15 protein-coding genes and 1 riboswitch are annotated in these 21,082 nt (G+C 47.5%); of the genes, 3 read left to right on the top strand and 12 right to left on the bottom strand.

The features are described 5' to 3' along the window. Nucleotides 1-18 precede the first annotated feature (18 nt). From cobU to ABWV76_RS04600, 8 genes are all read right to left on the bottom strand, one after another. Nucleotides 19-567: a bifunctional adenosylcobinamide kinase/adenosylcobinamide-phosphate guanylyltransferase gene (cobU, locus tag ABWV76_RS04635; protein ID WP_353375365.1), complete on the bottom strand. Its 549-nt coding sequence runs from the start codon at nucleotides 565-567 to the stop codon at nucleotides 19-21. Further along, nucleotides 560-1,342 carry a heme ABC transporter ATP-binding protein gene (locus ABWV76_RS04630; RefSeq protein WP_020415299.1) on the bottom strand — a complete coding sequence of 261 codons (783 nt, stop codon included), beginning with the start codon at nucleotides 1,340-1,342 and terminating at the stop codon, nucleotides 560-562. Before ABWV76_RS04630 ends, cobU begins: the two co-directional genes overlap by 8 nt. Further along, on the bottom strand, nucleotides 1,342-2,364 hold the full coding sequence (locus tag ABWV76_RS04625) for a FecCD family ABC transporter permease (protein WP_353375364.1): 1,023 nt from the start codon (nucleotides 2,362-2,364) through the stop codon (nucleotides 1,342-1,344). Before ABWV76_RS04625 ends, ABWV76_RS04630 begins: the two co-directional genes overlap by 1 nt. After that, a complete protein-coding gene (locus ABWV76_RS04620; RefSeq protein ID WP_020415297.1) occupies nucleotides 2,361-3,875 on the bottom strand; it encodes a cobyric acid synthase in 1,515 nt (504 codons plus the stop codon). The genes ABWV76_RS04625 and ABWV76_RS04620 overlap by 4 nt, the downstream gene beginning before the upstream one ends. Nucleotides 3,876-3,887: 12 nt before the next feature. After that, nucleotides 3,888-4,502 (bottom strand): cob(I)yrinic acid a,c-diamide adenosyltransferase, encoded by a 615-nt coding sequence (cobO, locus tag ABWV76_RS04615; RefSeq protein ID WP_020415296.1) that lies wholly within the window; start codon nucleotides 4,500-4,502, stop codon nucleotides 3,888-3,890. Nucleotides 4,503-4,539: 37 nt separating this feature from the next. Then, on the bottom strand, nucleotides 4,540-6,390 hold the full coding sequence (locus ABWV76_RS04610; protein WP_353375363.1) for a TonB-dependent receptor plug domain-containing protein: 1,851 nt from the start codon (nucleotides 6,388-6,390) through the stop codon (nucleotides 4,540-4,542). 107 nt (nucleotides 6,391-6,497) lie between these two features. After that, nucleotides 6,498-6,645: riboswitch (cobalamin riboswitch) on the bottom strand. A gap of 241 nt (nucleotides 6,646-6,886) precedes the next feature. Further along, nucleotides 6,887-7,693 (bottom strand): zinc metalloprotease, encoded by an 807-nt coding sequence (locus tag ABWV76_RS04605; RefSeq protein ID WP_020415294.1) that lies wholly within the window; start codon nucleotides 7,691-7,693, stop codon nucleotides 6,887-6,889. A gap of 397 nt (nucleotides 7,694-8,090) precedes the next feature. After that, nucleotides 8,091-8,486 (bottom strand): DUF1801 domain-containing protein, encoded by a 396-nt coding sequence (locus ABWV76_RS04600; RefSeq protein ID WP_353375362.1) that lies wholly within the window; start codon nucleotides 8,484-8,486, stop codon nucleotides 8,091-8,093. Between the two features lie 1,258 nt (nucleotides 8,487-9,744). Here ABWV76_RS04600 and ABWV76_RS04595 point away from each other — a divergent pair. Then, nucleotides 9,745-12,051, top strand: a complete 2,307-nt coding sequence (locus tag ABWV76_RS04595) for a S8 family serine peptidase (RefSeq protein WP_353375361.1) — start codon at nucleotides 9,745-9,747, stop codon at nucleotides 12,049-12,051. A 13-nt stretch (nucleotides 12,052-12,064) separates the two neighbouring features. Continuing rightward, entirely contained in the window at nucleotides 12,065-12,616 is a 552-nt protein-coding gene (locus ABWV76_RS04590; RefSeq protein ID WP_353375360.1) for a serine protease external chaperone, read from the top strand. Nucleotides 12,617-13,593: 977 nt separating this feature from the next. On the opposite strand, the gene ABWV76_RS04585 is transcribed toward ABWV76_RS04590, so the two are convergent. From ABWV76_RS04585 to ABWV76_RS04570, 4 genes are all read right to left on the bottom strand, one after another. After that, nucleotides 13,594-16,740: an efflux RND transporter permease subunit gene (locus ABWV76_RS04585; RefSeq protein ID WP_353375359.1), complete on the bottom strand. Its 3,147-nt coding sequence runs from the start codon at nucleotides 16,738-16,740 to the stop codon at nucleotides 13,594-13,596. 13 nt (nucleotides 16,741-16,753) lie between these two features. Further along, the gene (locus ABWV76_RS04580; protein ID WP_353375358.1) at nucleotides 16,754-18,007 is read right to left on the bottom strand and encodes an efflux RND transporter periplasmic adaptor subunit; all 1,254 of its coding nucleotides are present in this window, start codon (nucleotides 18,005-18,007) and stop codon (nucleotides 16,754-16,756) included. A 14-nt stretch (nucleotides 18,008-18,021) separates the two neighbouring features. Beyond that, nucleotides 18,022-19,353, bottom strand: a complete 1,332-nt coding sequence (locus tag ABWV76_RS04575) for a TolC family protein (protein ID WP_353375357.1) — start codon at nucleotides 19,351-19,353, stop codon at nucleotides 18,022-18,024. A 76-nt stretch (nucleotides 19,354-19,429) separates the two neighbouring features. Then, the gene (locus tag ABWV76_RS04570) at nucleotides 19,430-19,852 is read right to left on the bottom strand and encodes a hypothetical protein (RefSeq protein ID WP_353375356.1); all 423 of its coding nucleotides are present in this window, start codon (nucleotides 19,850-19,852) and stop codon (nucleotides 19,430-19,432) included. 267 nt (nucleotides 19,853-20,119) lie between these two features. On the opposite strand from ABWV76_RS04570, the gene ABWV76_RS04565 reads away from it, so the two are divergent. After that, nucleotides 20,120-21,040, top strand: coding sequence for a DUF2092 domain-containing protein (locus tag ABWV76_RS04565; protein ID WP_020415285.1), 921 nt, complete (start codon nucleotides 20,120-20,122; stop codon nucleotides 21,038-21,040). Nucleotides 21,041-21,082 lie beyond the last annotated feature (42 nt).

Raw genomic sequence — 21,082 nt, 5'->3', positions numbered from 1 at the left:
TCGCCTCTCGTGCTCAATCTATTTTACCGTCAGAGGTAAACCGGCAATAGCCAGGGTTACGCTGTCAGCCCGCTCCGCCAACGCCTGGTGCAACCAGCCTGCAGCATCCACAAATTCCCGTGATAATTGCCCAAGAGGCACTATCCCGGAGCCAACTTCATTACTAACGAATATCCATGGGGCGGCATTGTTTTCTGAATTATTGCGCCTTTGATCAACACGCTGCATCAATGCTTCGCGTTCACGCGCCCAGACGCCTTCATGAATGCAGTTACTGAGCCACAACGTCAGGCAATCCACCAAAACACAGTGAGATTTAGGGGATGCATCTAAAGCCTCAGCCAACGCGATAGGCTCTTCAATAGTTTGCCAGTGTTGCCCCCTGTCTCCTTGATGACGAGCGATACGAGAAGACATTTCCTCGTCCCCCGCTGTAGCAGTTGCCAGGTAACTAAGTCCACCGGCATTGTTACTTTGCAGCCACTGTTCAGCACGCTGCTGTGCCAGTCGGCTCTTGCCGCTGCGCGCACCACCGAGAATCAGGTGCAAATTACTGTTGTTATACATCGGCAACCACCAGGGATTTACCAGTTACCGGGTGTGGTACCACTGTGACGCTGTAACCATAGAGTTGCTGCATATTTTCTGCGGTCAGTACCGTTTCTGGGCAACCATAGGCCATGCTACGGCCATGCTTAAGGGCGAGGATCCGGTCACTGTAACCACTGGCGTGAGCGAGATCATGCACCGTCATCACAACAGCCACACCACTTCGCGCAAAGTCGCGCACCGCTCTCATCATTTCGTACTGATGAGCGATATCGAGGCTGGTAGCCGGCTCATCCAGCAGAAGCAAACGATCTCCTCCATCTTCAGCACGCCAGATTTGTGCCATTACCCGTGCCAGTTGCAAGCGCTGCTGCTCACCGCCCGACAATGTGGGATAGAGACGCCCAGATAAATGGCAAACGTCCAGTGCCGCCATAGCTTCCAAACAAATAATTCTATCTCGCTCAGTGCCTGTGGAGTGTGGCGTGCGGCTGAGGGCAACCAGTTCAAGGCCCGTAAAGGCAAATGAAAGCGGATTGCTTTGTGGCAGAACTGCCAACTGCCTGGCTCGCTTGCGAGCGGGCAAACTAGCAAGCGACTCACCTTTAAAGTGAACTCTTCCAGTCTCCATCGCAGATTCACCGCAAAGTGCGCGCAATAGTGTCGACTTACCGGCACCGTTGGGACCAATCACGCAAACCAGCTCCCCGACATCAACGTCAAGACATACATCGGTAAGCAGCGGTCGATTGTCCACACTTACCGTGACTCCCTCAGCCTGTAACAGAGCCATTAGAGGGACCCCCTGTTTTTGCGTAACAAGGAAATAAAAAATGGCACCCCAATCAGGGCGGTAATCAACCCTACCGGTATCTCGACGGGCGCAATAATTGTGCGTGCGAGGGTATCAGAAACCAATAACAGGCTGGCGCCAGCCAGCGCCGATAGGGGTAACAGCTGGTGATGATCCGGCCCCACCCACAACCGCACTATATGCGGCACCACCAAACCCACAAAAGCAATACTGCCGGCCACGGCAACTGAAGTTCCCACCCCTGCAGCGACAAGCACGATCAAGCTGGTTTTTACCCGCTCCACATCGACACCGAGATGCCGTGCCTGGGATTCCCCCAGCAAAAGAACATTCAGTGAAGAACCAAAACCGGGCAGGCTGGCAAGCAACCCACACAATACTGCCAAAATCAGAAAAGCACGGGGATAGCTGGCCGCATCCAGCCCACCCATTAGCCAGAGGCTCATACGACGCAACGTGTCATTATCTGCAAAGTATTCCATCAGCCCGATTAAACTTGCTGATAGAGCAGTCACAGCGATACCCATCAGCAGCATGGTGGCCACCGAAGTTCCATTGATGCTTTTTGCCACCCGATAAACCAATGTCACTGCTAGCAAGCCACTGAAAAATGCCGAAATTGATACCACCGGCAAACTTCCAAAGCCACCGGCTACTTCTGCTCCAAGTAAAATAGCCAGACAGGCACCAAGGGAAGCACCCGCAGTAACCCCAATTAATGAAGGGTCAGCCAGTGGATTGCGAAATAAGCCCTGTAACATCGCACCACAGATGGCGAGTACTGCCCCTACTCCTGCCGCCAATAAAGCCCGTGGCAAGCGAATTGCCTGAACGATATCTTTTGCCAGACCTCCCTCCCCTTGCCCACTGAGAGCAGAGACAACTTGAGAAGGCGAAAGATATACAGCACCGACGGCCACTGCGACAACAAAACTCATTGTGAGCCCTGCGGGCAATACCCACCAGGCAAGATTCAAAGCTTTGACACGGGCGATTGTCATTGGCTTACCTCTTCCAATGTTGCCCCACCTTGGTCTCGTCCGAATTGCCTAAGCCAAGAGTTCTGCATATGTTCGGCAATAGAATCAGCCAGCCTATCCAACTGCTTCTCACGATGGACATTCAGGTTCAGCGGTGTAGCCCCTGTTAGGCCGCCCCAGGAAAACAGCGCATTTTGGGCTTGCGGAGAATCGAAAAGCCCATGCACATAAGTAGCAAGCACCTGCCCGTCGGCACTGATAGCCCCATCTGGCCTAAGGTTTCCAGCTTCGTCATGAAGAAATACCGCGGGGATCTGCAAAGCTGGCCCTTCTGTAATCCCGCAGTGTATTTCGTAGCCTTGAAGGGCGATATCCCCCTGGTCATTATCCTGATTTCCCAGAGATAGAAACCCGGTAACATTTATTAATGCCTTATATGGCTGCAGCCTGGTTATATAATCCAGATAACCAAGGCCTAGCTCACTGCCGGGGACATCTTCTACCCCATCTGGGTCCTGCACCTCTTTTCCCAGCATTTGCAGGCCGCCACAAATACCTATGAGTTTTCCACCATAACGCAAGTGCCGATCCAGTTGTGCAGGCCAGTCATTTTCTTTTAAATAGGCCAAATCAGCCCGCACATTTTTACTTCCTGGAAGGATAACCCAATCGCAAGGGGGGATTGATTCACGCACGCTAACAAATTGCAGGTCAATATCCGGGTTCAACCTCAGTGCGTCAAAATCTGTATGGTTACTAATTCGGGGCAGCACCGGTACCACTACCTTTAGCCGAGCATCAGCACCAGCCTGCTGGGTGCTAATCGCATCTTCCGCATCCAGATACAGGTCATGGAGATATGGCAATACCCCGAGAACGGGTTTACCGGTGTAGTTTTCCAACCATTCGAGCCCCGGCTCTAGCAGCTGCAAGTCGCCACGAAAGCGGTTGATCACAAATCCAACTACGCGATCGCGTTCAGTTGGGGACAGTAATTCGAGGGTGCCTACCAAGTGGGCGAAAACACCGCCGCGATCAATATCAGCAATTAACACCACAGGGCAATCCACCGCCTCAGCAAAACCCATATTGGCAATATCATTTTCCCGCAAATTGATTTCCGCCGGACTTCCCGCGCCTTCAACAAGCACCAGCTCATATTGATCATTAAGGCGTTTAAAGGAATCCAGCACGGCATTTTGTGCAGTGGATTTGTAATGGTGGTAATTCAGGGCCTGCATATTTCCCAGCGCCCTGCCCTGGATAATCACCTGAGCCCCAGTGTCTGAAGCAGGTTTAAGCAGCACAGGGTTCATATCGCTATGCGGTTCTATTCCGCAAGCTTGGGCCTGTAGCGCCTGCGCCCGCCCTATTTCGCCACCGTCCGTAGTGACTGCACTATTGAGCGCCATATTTTGTGGCTTGAATGGAGCAACACAAAGTCCCTGCCGGGCAAAATAGCGGGCAAGCGCCGCAACTAGAGTACTTTTGCCAGCATCCGAGGTGGTGCCCTGGATCATCAATACGGACATAACGAATACAACTTAGTAGTCGACCCCTTTTCTGGCCTTGATCCCAGCTTTAAAGGCATGCTTTATATCTTTTACTTCAGACACAGTGTCCATCAGCTCTTGCAGAGCACTACCACCGCCGCGGCCGGTCACTACCACACTCTGCTCTGGAGGGCGTTCCGCCAAAGCTTTCAATATCTGTAATTCATCCAGGTATTTATACGCGAGCATATAAGTTAACTCGTCCAATACCACTAGATCATAGCTGGCATCGGTGAGCATTTTCCCGGCTTCCTCCCAGGTTCGTTCTGCAGCTGCTATATCACTGCTGCGATCCTGTGTATTCCAGGTAAAGCCTGTACCCATTTGGTAGAGGTTTACTTCAGGGCAATGGTTTTTGAGAAAGAGTTCCTCTCCAGATTGCTGTGCGCCTTTGATAAATTGCACTACACCCACCTTCTGGCCATAACCTAGCGCACGTATAACCATGCCGAAAGCAGAGCTGGATTTTCCCTTGCCATTACCAGTTAGCAATACAGCAACTCCACGCTGGATATCGGCCGCTGCTATATTTGCATCAACCTTCGCCTTATGTTTTTGCATTGCCTGTTTGTGTTTGGCATTTTTTTTCTGCTGGTCTTCCGACATGGTCACCTCAGTTCAAGAATCTATTATAGAGAGTGCTTTAGAAGCTGAATTCCACACCGGCATAAGCAGCAGCGCCCGCGGTGTTATACCCAGGCACTTCCTCATAGTCTTCATCCGCGAGGTTTTCTCCACGAATGTAAACGGTGGTAGCGTTATTCAACTGGTAACGTACGCTAGCATCCAATACTTGGTAATCATCTATGGAGGAGCCATCTGTATCTTCCGCTCCAGCACTAGAGCGTAGATTCACCAGAAGACTAAGAGCGCCGGTCGGTTTATAGGTAAAGCCCAGGTTAGCCAAATGCTTCGGGATTCGCGGGCGTGGAGAATCATCAGCCTGTTCGGCATCGGTATAGGTGTAGTTGGCTGACAGCAGCAGAGTATCAGTGACCTGAGTTTCGGCTATCAATTCAACTCCCCGGGATTTGCTTGTTCCCTTGCTTTGCAGGTAACCAAACGCATCGTTATTCCAGCCAATTTCCTTATCAATGACCTGCTTAAACAGTACGAATTCCAGATAGAGGGAATTTTCACCAAAGTACTCAACACCAAGGTCCAAGCCTCGACTTTCTTCCGGCGATAGTATTGGCAGTTCTAGTGGCTCAGAAGTCAACCGATCAGTTGCGGTAGCGTTGTGATTAACTTCATACAGACTGGGAGCGCGGAAGCCGGTACCGTAACTGCTTTTTATCTTTACAGTACCGTTGGCAACATCCTCAAACAGGTACGCTGAGCTGACGCGGAAACTGTTAAAGCGGCCAAAATCTGAGTTGTTGTCATGGCGAAGACCAAGGGTGACATAGGCTTGATCGGCATAGCTTCCCCGGTATTCAGAATAAACCGCCCACTGATCCCGGTCCAAGTCTCCCGAAGTATCTTCACGGTGCTCCACCCCGTAGACCATCCCATGTTCGCGACTAAACCCATGAGAACCAGTGAGGTTCAATTTTTCAATATCACCTTCATACTCATAGGAAGTTCCCCCTCCAATGTAGATGCGCTTCAAATCAGAATGTGAATAGGCCAACTCTTGTTGACCATCTTCGCCATTGTGAGCCAAGCTGACACGAGCACTTTCCTGGCTGAAATCAAAGTTACAATCGTCCTGAGAGGGCCAGCCGCAACGATCATATTCACCTGAGGCATCGGTATCCCGCGCTACAGCTTCCACTCGCCACAGCTCAGAGATATTCCAGCCTACTCGGCCATGTAAAGTCTCGTTATCATAACCGTCGTCATCCCTCAATTCAGTGTCATCGCTGCTGGTATTGAAACCATCGGTTTCCAGCGCCGCAGCTGAAAGGAAGTAATCCAGTGTTTCATTGGCTCCACTGGCACTGGCATTGTAGCGCTCAGTATCGTAGCTACCACCCTCAGCGGATAATTCAAAGCGCTGCCCTACATCCTCTCGACGGGTCGAGATATCCAGTACACCACCAGCATCAGCCCCATAGAGCATGCCTTGCGGACCGCGTAGCAATTCTACTCGCTGCAAATTACTGCTCATAATATGCTCAATATGAGCACCCGACTGGAGACCGGTTGGATCAGAAATATCGATGCCATCTATTTGGACCAGCGTTCTAAAGCCAGATTCCCCCCGCACCTGTAGCGAGGTTGTCTTACCAATACCACCGCTGTTGTTGACAGAAACCGAAGGTACGCTTCGCAGCACATCGGCCAGGGAAGCCAAACCTCGTGCTTTGAGTTGCTCTTCATCCAATACGGTTACCGAAGTGGCGACCCTGCGCAAAGGCTCATCTTGGCGGGAACTCACAACAACTAAAGTTTCCAGGTCGGGAATAGAAGATGCACTATCGGTAGATTCGCCAAGTACTGGCACACTCACAGCTGACAGCACAGTCAAGCTCAATAAAGATTTTTTCAAGTTTCAACCCCTAAGGACAAAAGCTCATGGGATCGAGGGAGGAATAGCAATGCGGCACGCCGACGAAGCGCGAAAGATCGTATTGCGAGATGGTAGCCCTCCGCTCCATCGTGTTTCGAGAAGAGGCCGGTATCGGGCTTACCACTCAAAATACTGGTGGATCACCGTTGCGGGGGCAGCGCCGGAATTCCGGACTTCCCGTTTAACCTTCTCAGCCAGCACAGGGCAGAAGGCACCTCTTATCGTGGTCGCGAAACTAGTGGAAAGGCACTGGAATGTCAACTAATGCCAAAAAAGGGGCCTGACTCTACTATCTGCTGGAAACTACGGCGCGGGCTCATCAAGGGTAAGATTCCTGACAGGGCATACAGATGAAAATTTTGGACTTATATCAATCAATTTTAACGGGCTACAAACTTACTATTCAATATTATTTGATATCAGCAATTTAAAAAGCTTTTAGTATATTAAAGCTATTTATGCTTAGACCCCTCGTTTACCCTGGTGAGCTTTCATAATTAATTGGCTCAAGAAGGATAGCCTCATGGTATGGCATAACAAATTTGATTCGTGCACCATCAATTTCTGTAAGCTGCCCTGCCCATGCTAAGCAATACAGGCTTTTCAAATCATTCTTATCAGCTTCTGTAAGTTCACTTTGCTCCCCATAATTCATGATTGAGAAGGGCTTATGTTCACCATAAATTACACTCGGCCAGGTCTTCTCTTTCACATCGGCAAAGAAGTGTCTAAGCCCAAATATATGACCCAACTCATGAATCATAGTGTCAACCTGCTCCTTCCGACTTTGATCAAACATTGTGGGGAAAAGCACTAGCTCATTCCGCCCAGGATTTGGAAAAAAAGCACGAGCTAGAGTACAACCGATAACACTACAGTTTTCTACAGGCTCTACCCTAATTTTAAAATCCCAAACATTTGGATTCTCATTGAACCTCACCGGGGAAGCATCTCCCCACTGAAGTAGTGCCTCGCCCAAAAGAATTCGAATATAGTCCTTTATCTCATCTGGATTTTTAAAATACCTTAAAGACTCATCATCAAACTTCCACCTTAAAGTCGTACCCTTCTCCCACAACGGTATAAAACCCTCACCACTATGCAACACCAGATCTAATGGAGACTTATTACCTAAAGTAGGAAACCCAACCTTATCAGTGACACAAATTTTATTGTTTCCATATTTATGGACCACTGGTTCGGCGCAAGAGTCGCATTCTTTTTTCGACTTAATTTTTAGTTTGAGACTCTCTTTTGAGGAAGCTTTATCTGATGAAGTCACTATTATCCACCTGAAAACGCTGAATATTCTTCCTAGAACAATAATCCAAATTTCGAGAAATCGTACAAATTAGAGCGGCTTCTTACAGCTGAATCATTGTGACAAGATTAGAAAATCGTAAAAGACTGTACTCTGACACTACAATCATCATCAATAAAAATTGGTGGGCAATTATCCCAAAGTTTGTAGCGACTCAAGTGCCAAAGACAGTGGCAATCTCACTAGGCAATTAGCTCACAGAAAGAGCCAACAACACCCAAAAACGAGAATATGCAAGCCTTGTGTCTTCCAGATTTATCTGGAGAGAAAATAATGAGGACGTCAACTACCACCTACCTTTATTTTCAACCTCATGTGGATACTAGCTGCGCACCATGCCGTTTCTTTAAAAGACCTATTAGATAAGTCGCACCAACTTACCCTTTCTCTTGCAGATATTCTTATAATCCCACTGAATCTCTGTAGATTTTTTCAGCCAACGCTTCAGGTCTTTTATATTTAATTGCTCAACCCCTGTATAACAAACAGAAGCATCCTTAAACTTACCTGTCCCCGGCTTAAGATCCGGCTCCTCAAAGTCAGCCCCGCTCCAAAACATCAGCCTAATAGAACCCTTCAGCTTGTTATAACCCACTATTGGATTCCCATCCAAGAACCACACGGGGTGTCCGTGCCAGATTTTACTTTCTGCCATAGGTAGCCCTCGGTTGATTTCATGCATCAGCTTTTCACAAATAGGGCTTTCACAATCATTCTGAGACGCATTAAATTCTTCTATTGTGGTAGGTTTCATAGCGTTAACCTAACGAATAAATCCTGAGCGCCCCTTTAAACGGCAGCTAACACAGGATGAATTTTTGAGATTACCTTACATGTAGAGCTTATACGTTAAGGGTAATGTTAAAGTTTCTACAAATAAGTAACTCGCTATCAAGCAGTATAAAACTCTGCTATAAATTTTTCTTTCATCATCCATAACCCTTGCCCTAGATAGAAACTTACTATTAATTTCAAACAGCACTAAAGGCTTGAACTTATGAACTTCGAAGTGAGGAGCTTAACATTAGGAGCACTTCACGATCGAAAACGTTTAAGAAGCCATCGGCGATATCCTCCGTGCGTCTATATATAGATAAGATTGTATACCTCAAGCTAAATGCCCAACCCAACTTCACCCAATCAACACTAGAAATTCAAGGGCTCATATGGATTTAAATGAGAACTTGATCTCCATAACTTTTCCAGATTACCTTGCATTGGGCCATCTAATAGAATCCTACTTAACTCAATTTAATCACTTTTAAATACGACAACCAATTTATTATCCAAATTTAGCTAACTGAAACTTCAAGAAAAAAGCCCTCTGACTTTTGGAAACCTCATACTTGTAGCCCAATGATGACCTCACCTACCCTATTGAAGTAGAAGCAAGTCCAAGCGAGCACACCTAAATAAGCCAGACTTGATAACGGTTCAGAACAATTCACACTTATCAAATCTAAGTTAAACTCTTTCAATCTACATAAAACTATATATCCCAACATTCATGAAACCTAATTGGGACGCTACTCGCATCCATATTTTTTGATAACTGGATTATCAAGTAGTTTCATTCACCGAGCAGTCTGATAGTAAGGACGTCTAATCATGTCCTATATTCTGACAGCATCATTACTAACCTCGTTATTGCTTTAGTGAGTATTTCTTCATATTCATGGTAATAAAAATTCCCTCTAAAGTCTTACCTTTTCACATAGCTGTCTAGCCCACAATCCCATTATAGATTTTATAACTATCAATGCTTCACAAACGCCCCCTATCATACAACCCTAGTCCACTATCATCTATGGAAATTCCAAGCATAATTCAATGCCGAACACCTCTTTTAAGTTGTTCATTATTTAATCTATATGATAATTCAATGTCACAACATCACTTAAAGACAGGTTGCAATATTTTGCTGACCAAGTTTAGTTGGCTAAAGACTAATGAGGTGGTTTATAATGCCAATACCCGATAAATACTTATAATGGGGATAATGGGGAATTTAAATGAATAAAAAAATGTTTCGACTTTCTGTGATTCAAGCAGCTCTTTTAATGACATTATCAGGCTGTGATAGCAGTAGTAACTCGTCTTCTCCCGCTCCTGCTCCCACTCCTACTGACATTCCGCCAACTGCTAGTGATGTAACTGTAGATGGGGCAAAGCAATGGATTCCTGTATCAGGAAAACTATTGGGCACTGATCAAAATGGCGATGCTTTAACATTTAGTTTCTCAGAAAATGATGAAACTATTAGTCCGCTTGATGGCACTTATACATTCAGCCATGGCCAGTTAACATTAGATGGCAATCTATTTGAATATACTTCAATCTCGGGGCAGGACGCTTCAATTACTTATACCGTGACCGCAAACGGTGCCTCAGCATCTGCAAAAGTTGATATCCTGAACGTAGAAAATGATCCCTTAGCCTATCAACAATGGCATTTACGCAACACAGGTCAAAAAGCTTACGCTCTTAGTGATGAAATGAAGCAAGGCCTTGTCGATATCGGAATTTATACAACCGAGGAAATTAATTCCATCTTTGAGGAAAATGAAGTCGAGGAGCTTGTAGCTGGCGAAGACATGAATGTTGTAGCGGCTTATGCTCAAGGTGTAACCGGTGCAAATGTAACTGCTGTTGTTGTAGATTCAGGCTTAGAAATTCGCCACGAAGACTTAATAGATAACGTATTAATAAATCGCTCTCTCAACTTGGATGAGTCAGCAACTGACAGAACAGATCCAACAAGTCTTTCTAATAGTGGTGATCACGGTACCAGTGTAGCTGGCTTAATTGCGGCTAAAGGCTGGAACAATATCGGTAGCCGAGGTGTTTCTCCAGACACAGGGCTAATCGGTATGAACTTTTTAGGCAGTGGAAAAATAGAGCAAACAGATCTATTGGTTCATGGATTCCCAGGAAGTGGCATTTCTTCAGATGAAGAAATTTCGGCATTTAACCGTAGCTATGGTATTACCTATCCTGGATTTATTGCGTACTCTGCACTAGATGAAGCTGTTGAGTCTTATCCTAATCTTATGCTTCGAGGCGGTAAGGGTGCTTTGAACATGAAATCTAGCGGTAATTCTTTTGAAGACGGCAATGGTGAAGGCTCTTTATGTGCCGATAACGGAGCAAATGATTTAGGCCTAACGTGCTATAACTCGGCATTTCAGCCTAGCCATGGTCACCCATATTACTTAAATGTTGCAGCGGTGAACGCAAACGGCAAACATACAAGTTACTCAACCGCTGGTGCAAGTATGATGGTATCAGCCCCTGCGGGCGAGTATGGTCGTTATGCTCCCGCGATGGTAACAACTGACCAGATGACCTGTATTAATGGTTACTCTGGCTTTAATGGCGGCACAATAAGTGCTTGGGGCGGGGCCTATGGCGAAGACTTCGCAGCCAGCCAGTTCCCATTTAATTACCCAGGCCATCCTGAGAATGCGAGCTGTAACTATACTTCAACTTTTAATGGTACATCTTCCGCTGCGCCAAATGCATCAGGTGTTGTCTCTCTAATCTTATCAGCAAACCCAGAATTGACCTGGCGTGATGTTCGTCACATCTTAGCTTCAACTAGCACTGTGATTGATGCTGAAAATGAAAAGGTTGAACTCACCATTGGTGAGGGTACTTTTGTTGCTCATGATGGTTGGATTGAAAACTCAGCTGGTTATCAATTTAATAACTTATATGGCTTTGGTCGGGTTGATGCAGGTGCAGCTGTTGCTATGGCTCTAGATTACTCAGAGAGTCTCGGTGAACAAATTATCACCCAATGGCAAGGTTTGGGTTCAACAGCTGGTGAAGAAGCCATGGAGGCGGTTATTCCAGATAACAGTGCGGCTGGTGTGAGCCAACAAATCGAAGTAACAGAAGATATTATTATTGAAGCTATGCAGTTCGAATTTGATATTCGTAATGATCACATGGGTTCTATTTTAAATGATAGTCTATTAACCTCCGCTGGTAATGACTTGGCGCTGGAGGTGGTATCTCCCTCAGGTACAAGAAGTGTTCTACTTTCTTCCAAGCAGGCATTATTAGATGCTTCTTATAGCTTTGCTGATGGGTATAGCATGGGTTATATTTTAAATGGTGCCGTATTCCTTTCTAATGCATTTTATGGTGAAAATGCTAAAGGAACTTGGACTATCAGAGCATTAGATACAGGTGAGACTAATATCGTATTCACAGACCCAGATAACTATTGGGATGCAACAGGCCTGATGAACAACCCAGTAGAGAGTGTTCTAGAAGGCGTATCACTTAGAGCGTTTGGTCGTGCTGTTCAATAAGAAGGGAAATACAATGAAGCTAAATAAATTAACGATCTTAACTGCTGCAATGTGTTTATCAGGTATTACACAGGCAAACGCTATTGATGCTGTGGAAAAGAAAGATATAGAGATTAAGAAGCTAAACACCATAGCTGCGGCAAGAACGAATTCTGCTGATTTTGGTATCTTTAAGGTTGAAAGATCCTTGAAAACTGTCCCAACATCCATTGCTGCACCAGAATCTATTGTTGTGACAAAAGGCGAAATGGCGATAGTCAATATCGGCAATAATTCTGCATCAGATGTTGTTGGCAAAGGTACAATTGTACGAAACACAATCACAAACAAACTGACAACTTTAACCGGAAATATAACAATATTATTAGGCAAGAATGTTGAAGCATCAGAAGTAGCGTCAATTTCTGGCATGGAAGTATTGTCAGTATTTCCCGGTACTGATATTGCCATCTTGAAAGTTAAAGAAGGCAATGACTTAGTAGAAGCTTTCAATGCGATAAAACAGTCTGGCTTGGCTGTTGAAAGTCGAGTTGAAGTTACTGAAACTATGCATGAAGCACAATAGGTATAGCTTACTAAGTTAAGCATGGCTTCGCCTTAGACAAGCAAAAGGCACCGCTTTATAAGTGGTGCCTTTTCATCTTTGAGCGGCTGGTACTATTTTGATTTTAATACTAGGAAATAGGCTAACGATCCTAATGACAGGATTTTCTTTCCCTTTTGACAAACTAATAAACTCCAGCCAGGATCAAAAGGATGCCAATATTTTTACAGTATATTCCCACAGAAAGTGGCAAGGCTTTTTTCATATCCTCTACCACCCAAATAGCGCGTACCAGAGAAATAACACAGGCCAATACCGCTTTTAAGAACACAATAAGTCCATATCTCAAATTAAGCCAGGATTGGCCGGCTTAAATCTACCTGTAAAATAATAAGCGAATTAAGTATCCACCCAGCGAATCAGATCATGACCAAAACAACTAAAACTCCAATAGAAGCTACAGTAAGACTATAGAAGAAAGTTGGTGCTACAGCAGTTCTAACATCAACGACCGCAATGACAAGAAGTAGAATATCGATTAGAGGGGCATAGTAAAGAAGATACAAGCCTACTTTTAGCACACCAAAATATATTTGACACTGAGATCCAGAAATTAAACCACTCAGAAAGCCATTTTACATCTAACAATAAGTACCAACAGAAAGCTGTCTAATATACCACCTCACATTTAAACCACTTTTAAAATTATTAATGGTATTTATTAGACATGATATCTGAATTTTAGCAATCAGACATAGGGTTAAATACCCAAATTTATTTTTAACACTCTAATAAATACATCTGTGAAGAATATGATCAATGATTATATGCAGTTTAAGAGTGTATATCCCGGTCACAATTTCCTAGTCTATATCAATACCAGTCTAAGTATTAATCAGAATGGCACATGAGAAGAACCTTGGAGGAAAAATAGATTCTTCCAGGAAGGCTCTGCCTACCTCCCACTTATTAGGTGAAGTAGGCAGATACACGAAAAATTAAGTCAACTTTATACTTTCTTTAATGACCTCTTCTCTCCCATGCACAATCCGATAAAGTAACGGCAATACAAATAGAGTTAGCAGTGTCGAAGAGATAATTCCCCCAATCACCACTGTAGCTAGCGGTCTTTGGACTTCAGCCCCGGTGCCCACGTTCAGTGCCATAGGCACAAAGCCAAGACTAGCAACCAGTGCAGTCATCAAAACAGGACGTAGTCTGATCATAGCGCCATCAATGATGGAGGTAAGCAGCTCACCTCCTTGCTGGCGCAGTTGCCGTATAAAGGAGAGCATTACCAGGCCATTCAAGACTGCCACACCGGAAAGTGCGATAAAACCGACTCCGGCAGATATTGACAACGGCATATCCCGCAGCCATAGAGCCAAAACACCTCCAGTCAATGCCAAAGGGACTCCGGTAAAGATAATCAAAGCATCCTTAAACGAGCCGAAGGCCATTACCAGTAAACCGAGGATTACCAAGAGTGTTAACGGGACCACAATAGAGAGGCGGGTGCTCGCGGACTCCAGTTGTTCGAAAGTGCCTCCATATACTAACCAGTAGCCCGCAGGCAGGGAGACCTGCTGCTCAATACCTGCCCTCGCCTCTTCGACGAAAGACCCCAGATCACGGTCACGTACGTTTGCTGTTACTACTATACGGCGTTTGCCGTTTTCACGACTGATCTGGTTTGGGGCTGGAGTCATTTCCAGACTGGCGACTTCAGACAAGGGGACGTAACTACCCAATGGGCTGCCTGCAGGTAAAGGTACAGGCAAATCACCGAGATTCTTGTAGTCCCTGCGTAGCTCTTCCGGTAAGCGTACAACCAATTGGAAACGGCGGTCGCCTTCGTAAATCAATCCGGCCTCTTCACCCCCAATAGCGGTGGAAACCAGATCCTGCAAGGTTTGTAGGTCTATGCCGTAGCGCGCTAGCGCAATACGCTTCGGCAATATGGAGAGAACTGGCAGCCCCTCCACCTGCTCTACTCGCGCATCGGCAACACCCTCTATCCCATTCAGTACGCCGAGGATTTCATTGGCGGAGGTCACCAGCTGATCCAAATCATCACCGAACACTTTAATACCTAAGTCTGCACGCACACCGGAGATCAGCTCATTAAAGCGCATCTGGATTGGCTGGGTAAACTCGTAGTTGTTACCCGGCAACTCACGTACAGCTTCCTCAATTTCCGCCACCAATAGTTCCTGGGACAGTTTCGGGTTGGGCCATTGATCCCTGGATTTCAGGATTACAAAATTATCGGCTACATTAGGCGGCATTGGATCCGTCGCCACTTCCGGGGTACCAATTTTTGCAAATACTTTATCTACCTGGGGAAACTCCTTAATCCGCTGTTCCAGCAAGCGCTGCATCTCGATCGATTGCTCCAAACCGGTGCCAGGAACCCGCAAAGCGTGCAGTGCGATGTCTCCCTCATTCAACTGAGGAATAAATTCCGAGCCCAAGGTAGTGGCGAGCCAGCTACAAAAAAGTACCAGCGCAAGAGCACCGGAAAGCACCAGCCAGCGCACTTTCATCGAAGCGATTAGCAGTGGCTTATACAGAGACTTGGTAGCAACGATTACCTTGTTTTCTTTCTCACTGATTTTGCCGGTAAGGAAAACAGCAACCGCTGCGGGCACAACAGTCAGTGAAAGCACCAATGCGGCCAGCAAGGCCATCACCACAGTGGCAGCCATGGGGTGGAACATCTTGCCTTCCACGCCGGTCAGTGTGAACAGCGGTATATACACTACAGTGATAATCAGCACACCAAATAAGCTGGGGCGAATCACTTCATTAGTGGCTTGAAATACCAGCTCCAGCCGTTCCTGCAAGGGCAGCTTGCCACCTTTGCGATTCTGAGCTTCCGCAAGCCTGCGAATGGCATTCTCCACGATAATCACGGCCCCATCGACAATCAGGCCGAAATCGAGTGCGCCGAGACTCATCAGGTTGGCAGAAACACCGGTTTGCACCATGCCGAAAATGGTGGCAAGCATGGAAAGCGGAATCACTGCTGCAGTAATAAAGGCCGCTCGAATATTCCCCAGCAAAAGAAACAGCACGACGATAACCAGCAGAGCCCCTTCGATAAGGTTTTTCTGCACTGTAGCGATGGCTTTATCTACCAGTGTTGTACGATCGTAAACCGCCTCCACCTTGATACCTTCTGGCACCGTAGATTTTACACGCTCCAAAGCATCCGCAACATTAAGGGCCACTTCGCGGGAGTTTTCCCCCACCAGCATCATCGCGGTGCCCAGTACGGTTTCTTCGCCATCGCGAGTGGCGGCACCGGTACGCAGTTCTTTACCGATAGCTACTTCGGCCACATCCGAAATTTTGACCGGCACCCCAGCGCGGCTGGTAATCACCACACCTTCAATTTCGGCAATATTCTGCAGCTGCCCCGGTGAGCGCACCAGCAGTTGGCGACCGTTAGTCTCCAGGTAGCCGGCACCGCGACTTTCGTTATTGCGACGTAGGGCCTCAGCAATATCCTCCATGGATACGCCGAAATTGAGCATCTGCCGAGGATCTGGAGTGACATGATACTGCTTGTTATAGCCGCCAATGGTATTCACTTCAGTAACACCGGGCACCAAAGACAGTTGTGGTTTAATAATCCAGTCCTGGATTTCCCGTAATGCTGTGGCGTCGTAGGGCTGCCCATTTGGCTGGGTGGCACCGGGCATTGCCTCCACGGTGTACATAAAAATCTCACCAAGTCCGGTGGCAATGGGCCCCATCTCTGGTTCCAGCTCAGGTGGTAATTTGCTTTTAATCGCACCAAGGCGACTGTTAATTAAATTACGCGCAAAATAGAGATCTGTGCCCTCTCTAAAAACTACAGTGACCTGGGAAAGTCCGTAGCGGGAAATCGAACGGGTGTATTCCAGGTTGGGAAGGCCGGCGAGTGCCGCCTCCACAGGATAAGTAATCCGTTGTTCTGCCTCCAATGGCGAGTAACCAGGAGCCTCGGTATTAATCTGAACCTGAACATTGGTAATGTCGGGGACCGCATCAATCGGTAACTTCTGGTAACTCCAAATCCCTAGCCCCACCAACACAAAAATCAGGGATAGAATGAAGTAGCGCCGCTCAATTGAGAAGCGCAGGATGCTTTCAATCATCTTCTCGCCTCAATTAGTGGTTATGCGCAGCACCGGATTTTTCGATATCCGCTTTAATCAGGTAGCTGTTCTCCGTGACATAGCGATCACCCACATTGAGGCCACTCAGCACCTCTGTCACCTTGCCATCCGTACGTCCAAGCTTGAGCGGACGAACTTCGTAGGCTTGCCCTACTTTGACAAATACCACTGTCCAATTGCGCAAAGGCTGCAAGGCCTGGTTTTCAACCACTAGAGGCACAGGATTTTCACTGGTTACAACTTGCCCCTGCACCATCAGATCTGTTGTCCAGAGATCATTTGAGTTTTCAATCACTGCCCTTGCAATCGCGAAGGGCTGGCCATTACCACCGGGAGCAAGACTGGTAATCGTTGACTCGAAAGTGCGGTCACCAGCAGTAATGGAAACTTTCTGGCCACGGCTAATCTGGCCGCGACGAGTGGGAAACACCTGGAGCTCGGCCCACAGTTGATCATAGTTTGCTATGGTAAACAGCACTCGCTCACCACTGAATTCACCGCGGCTGGCCTGCTTGTCGATAATCTGGCCACTAATCGGTGCAACCAATGGATAAGTTTGTAAGCTATCATTGGATTCGATAGTAGCGAGTTCTTCCCCTTTCTCTACTAAGTCACCAAGCGCTTTTTTTATGGTAATTACGGTTCCCGGATAGCGGGCCCGCACATGGCTTAGGCTACGATGATCAATCGCAGTTTTACCATATAAGTTGACGCTTTCTTTAATAGAGCCTGGACCAGCAACTGCGGTTTTAATACCAGCCTTTTTTGCTATTTGCTCAGAGATCTGTACGCGGCCTTCATGGGATTCATATTTCCACTCGGTACGCTCACCATTGAGGAAAACAGAAACTAAAACATCGAAAGAGTGCGGTTCTTTTACCATACCCTCACCACGATAGAACGCTGTGCTGGAGTCCCAGCTAAAAGAGATTTGATCCACTTGGCCGCCAAGCCTTTCCAGCTCAACGGAAAGGCTGGCATTTTCCAGAGAGTTACCATTACGGGTAACCCAAGCACGGAATTCCGGATGAACACCGCTTTCGTAAATCAGGAGCTCTACTGTGAGATCGCCCTTTTCTAATAATCGGCCTCCGTTTGGGCCTTTTGCTTCTTCGTGCTCTTCGTGTCCTCCATGGCTATCACCATGACTGCCGCTTGCATAGCTTTGGGATACCAGCCAAACCCCCGAAAAAATGAGGGAAAAGAATAGTATTGCCAACCGAATCACATAAGTTGATTTACTCATTTCTCAATCCAAAATTATTTACTGCTATCGGCGCCCATGGGCCCCAGGGGCCTGGCGGTCAATTGTTCGATCTCTGCGCCAAAAAGAAGTACGGATCGCGCTGCTTCAATTCGCGCACGCTTGGCATTTAGCAATTCTTCTCTTGCGGAAATAAGGTCTACATAAGAATCCCTACCGCGACGGTAAGCGCGATCCACTTCATTCAAAGCCTGGCGAAGTTTGGGAATAATAAAGTCCTGCAATGTGGAGACAGTGCCGAGAGCCTGTTCACGACTGGTCACGGCAAGAAAAAGCTGAGGATAGAGCTGCAACAGGGCAGCCTCACGGCGCAGCATGACTTGATCTAGCTCTGCCACTGCCTCTAGTTCGGCACCGCGGTTGCGCTTGGCTGTTAAAAGTGGAACGTTGAAGCCTGCCAGGACAGCAGTTTCGTTCACTGCCGGATTCACACGAAGGCCAGCATACCAACCAACATCCGGCCTTGAGTTAGCCTGGGTCAACCGTAGCCTTGAAGCCTGCAAACGCTCTTCAGAGGCAAAGCGCGCAATCGCAGGGTTTTCCTGGGCTCTTTCATACAACACTTCAAAACTGGCACCCGGCTCAAAGTGATAAAGCTCGGCGGAATCCACCCAATAGTTCTGGGCCGGCTGCCCCCATAGCGCCGAGAGTGCATGTTTGTAATACACCAACATGCTTTGATCGGTCTGTTCGGCGAGGATGGCTTTTTCCAGGGAGGACTCCGCACGCATTCGCTCTGACACAGGACTGGCCGCAGCGCTGACCCGCGCACTAACGGCACTCAATGCCTCACGTGCAAGCGAGACTTTCTCCTCCGCCAAGACCACCAGTTCCTGAGCAGCCAATACCTGGGCATAGCGGCGGATAACTTCCGCCAGCAGATCTAAGGCCATCGCCTGCTCATCAGCGATGAGCAGGTCCCGCTGCGCATTGACAACATCTATTCGAGCCTGCCGCTTATTCCCCAGCTCCACAACAGAAGAGAGAGTTACCGTCAGTTCAAACTCATTATCAGCATCGTCTTCCGGATCTGGAGCATTATCCGAGTCACCGTTATTGAAGTGCTTGTACTCAGTCTCGACACCCAGCTCCATCTCCGGTTTTAGGGCTGCGGTCTGCCCGGCACCGTCCAGCCCTCTTTTTTGTAATGGAAAAATTGCAAGTTCCGGGTTCTGCGCGAGCGTAAGCCCAACCGCATTTGGTAGTGTCAGCAACTCCCCCTTCTGCGCAAATACTGACTGCGTAGGTAAACACAATATCGCCACCGCCAATGGCCAGGCGGCACGGCGACAAACCACACTCGCAATGAGCGTGTGAAACAAATCCATGGATATCTCCCAAGTCACATCTCGTACACGCGAGTTGGGTCTTTCGACTCTCTTTACTCGCGCAGCAATAGAAAGGTCAGACTTGGGTTATAGGTGGGCGTAGTAAAGGTGAGAAGTAACCACTGGGAACCGCGGCGCTTGCCAACTCCCGGTATGTGATACTGCCCGTTAAAATTGATTGGAATGCCTGGCCAAGTAGCCCGGTGATAGAGCTCCCATGGCAGTGGCAACAGTGATTACAAAAATCCAGCAGCGGAGCAGATTGGTCAGGCTCTTCCCCGGCTTGAGATACCAGGGTATCTCTATCAAGAGCGGGGTTGCTTGGAGCACTGGGAAATGGAATCTTCCCTGAGGCCTCTTCATGGTCCACATCATGATGAAGAGGCAGGTGACTGGCGATATCCTGGAGTTCCTCGTGACTGTCATAGAAAGCACCTGCGGTCTGGAAGACCAGCAGTGCAATCAGCAAAAAAGACAGTCGAACAACATTCATGGACATAAAGAAACTGGATAATCTTACGCTCGACTCTAGCAAACAAGTCAGGATAGCTCAAATAGGCTCGTCCCAAGCTATTCATTTTTAAGGATAAAATGCCTAATGGGTCACTTTATTAAAGCTGCCCATCAAACTGACTGGTACGTTTTTTCAAATTAGGCCACTGCTACTCCTGCGCCTGTCAGCCTCATAGCACACCTTTCTGCGCCACCCGGTAAGTCCTCTACACTGATTTAAATGCCATGAGTATGACTTGAGAGGTACCGGTAAATGCTCGCTCCGAAACCTTTAGGTGGCCTAACTCGTGCCCTGATCCTTGCAGTGCTGGTAATATCTGTTCCTGCCGCAACCGCCCAGCCCTCTCCCCCCCCGCCATCAGAAACTGCAGAGAGCCAGAGCCAAACAACCGAACCCAATGGCTCGGTGCCCAAGCCCTCTCCGCCACCAGGTCAGAAAGACTCGCCACAGACACCAACCAATCAAATGGAGAGTGCCGAGTCCAACCAATCGATTGACCCCAAGGCCATGGAGGCTTTGCAGCAAATGGGGAAATACCTGGCAAGTATGAAAACGCTGATGTTCAATGCCCGCATATTCACTGAAGTGGTACTGGATAATAAGCAGAAGCTCTTAATTGGCGGTAAAGTCATGTATATGGCGACACCTCCCGATCAGTTACGTGTCGACCTGACCACCGATTCAATAACCCGTCAATTCTTCCATAGCGATAATAAGTTCACGATGCTGGCTCCTCGTAATGGCTATTTTGCCGAAATAGAGGCCTCCCAACCGACACCGGAGGTGCTCACCCAGGCAGCCAAGGACTACGGCATTGAAATACCATTCGCCGATTTACTTGAGTGGGGACGCAAGCCAGATGCCTGGGCCGGAATCAAAGAGGGATTTCTGGTGAACTCACCTATGGTAAATGGCCAGCGCACCAAACACTGGGCTTTTCGGTCGGAGAACCTCGACTGGGAAATCTGGATAAAGGTTGGAGATCAGCCTCTACCCCTGCGTATCTCCACAGTAAACACCCGGGACCCATCCAAGCCCCGCTTCCTCGCCACTTTAAAGTGGATGGAGGCCAAGCCAGGGGCAACAGGCAAGTACAAGCCAGCTACGGAGAAACTTAAGAAGATCCCACTGAAGAAGGCGGAGCCAAATAAGCAAATGGAGGGTGCACAATGATCAGTATTAACTTTGCGAGGCTGGCGGCACTGCTACTCCTAT

The sequence above is a fragment of the Microbulbifer sp. NBRC 101763 genome, assembly GCF_040371615.1.
Lineage (GTDB): Bacteria > Pseudomonadota > Gammaproteobacteria > Pseudomonadales > Cellvibrionaceae > Microbulbifer > Microbulbifer variabilis.
The sequence above is the reverse complement of the archived record's forward strand: the minus strand, read 5'-3'. Positions and strand labels throughout refer to the sequence as shown.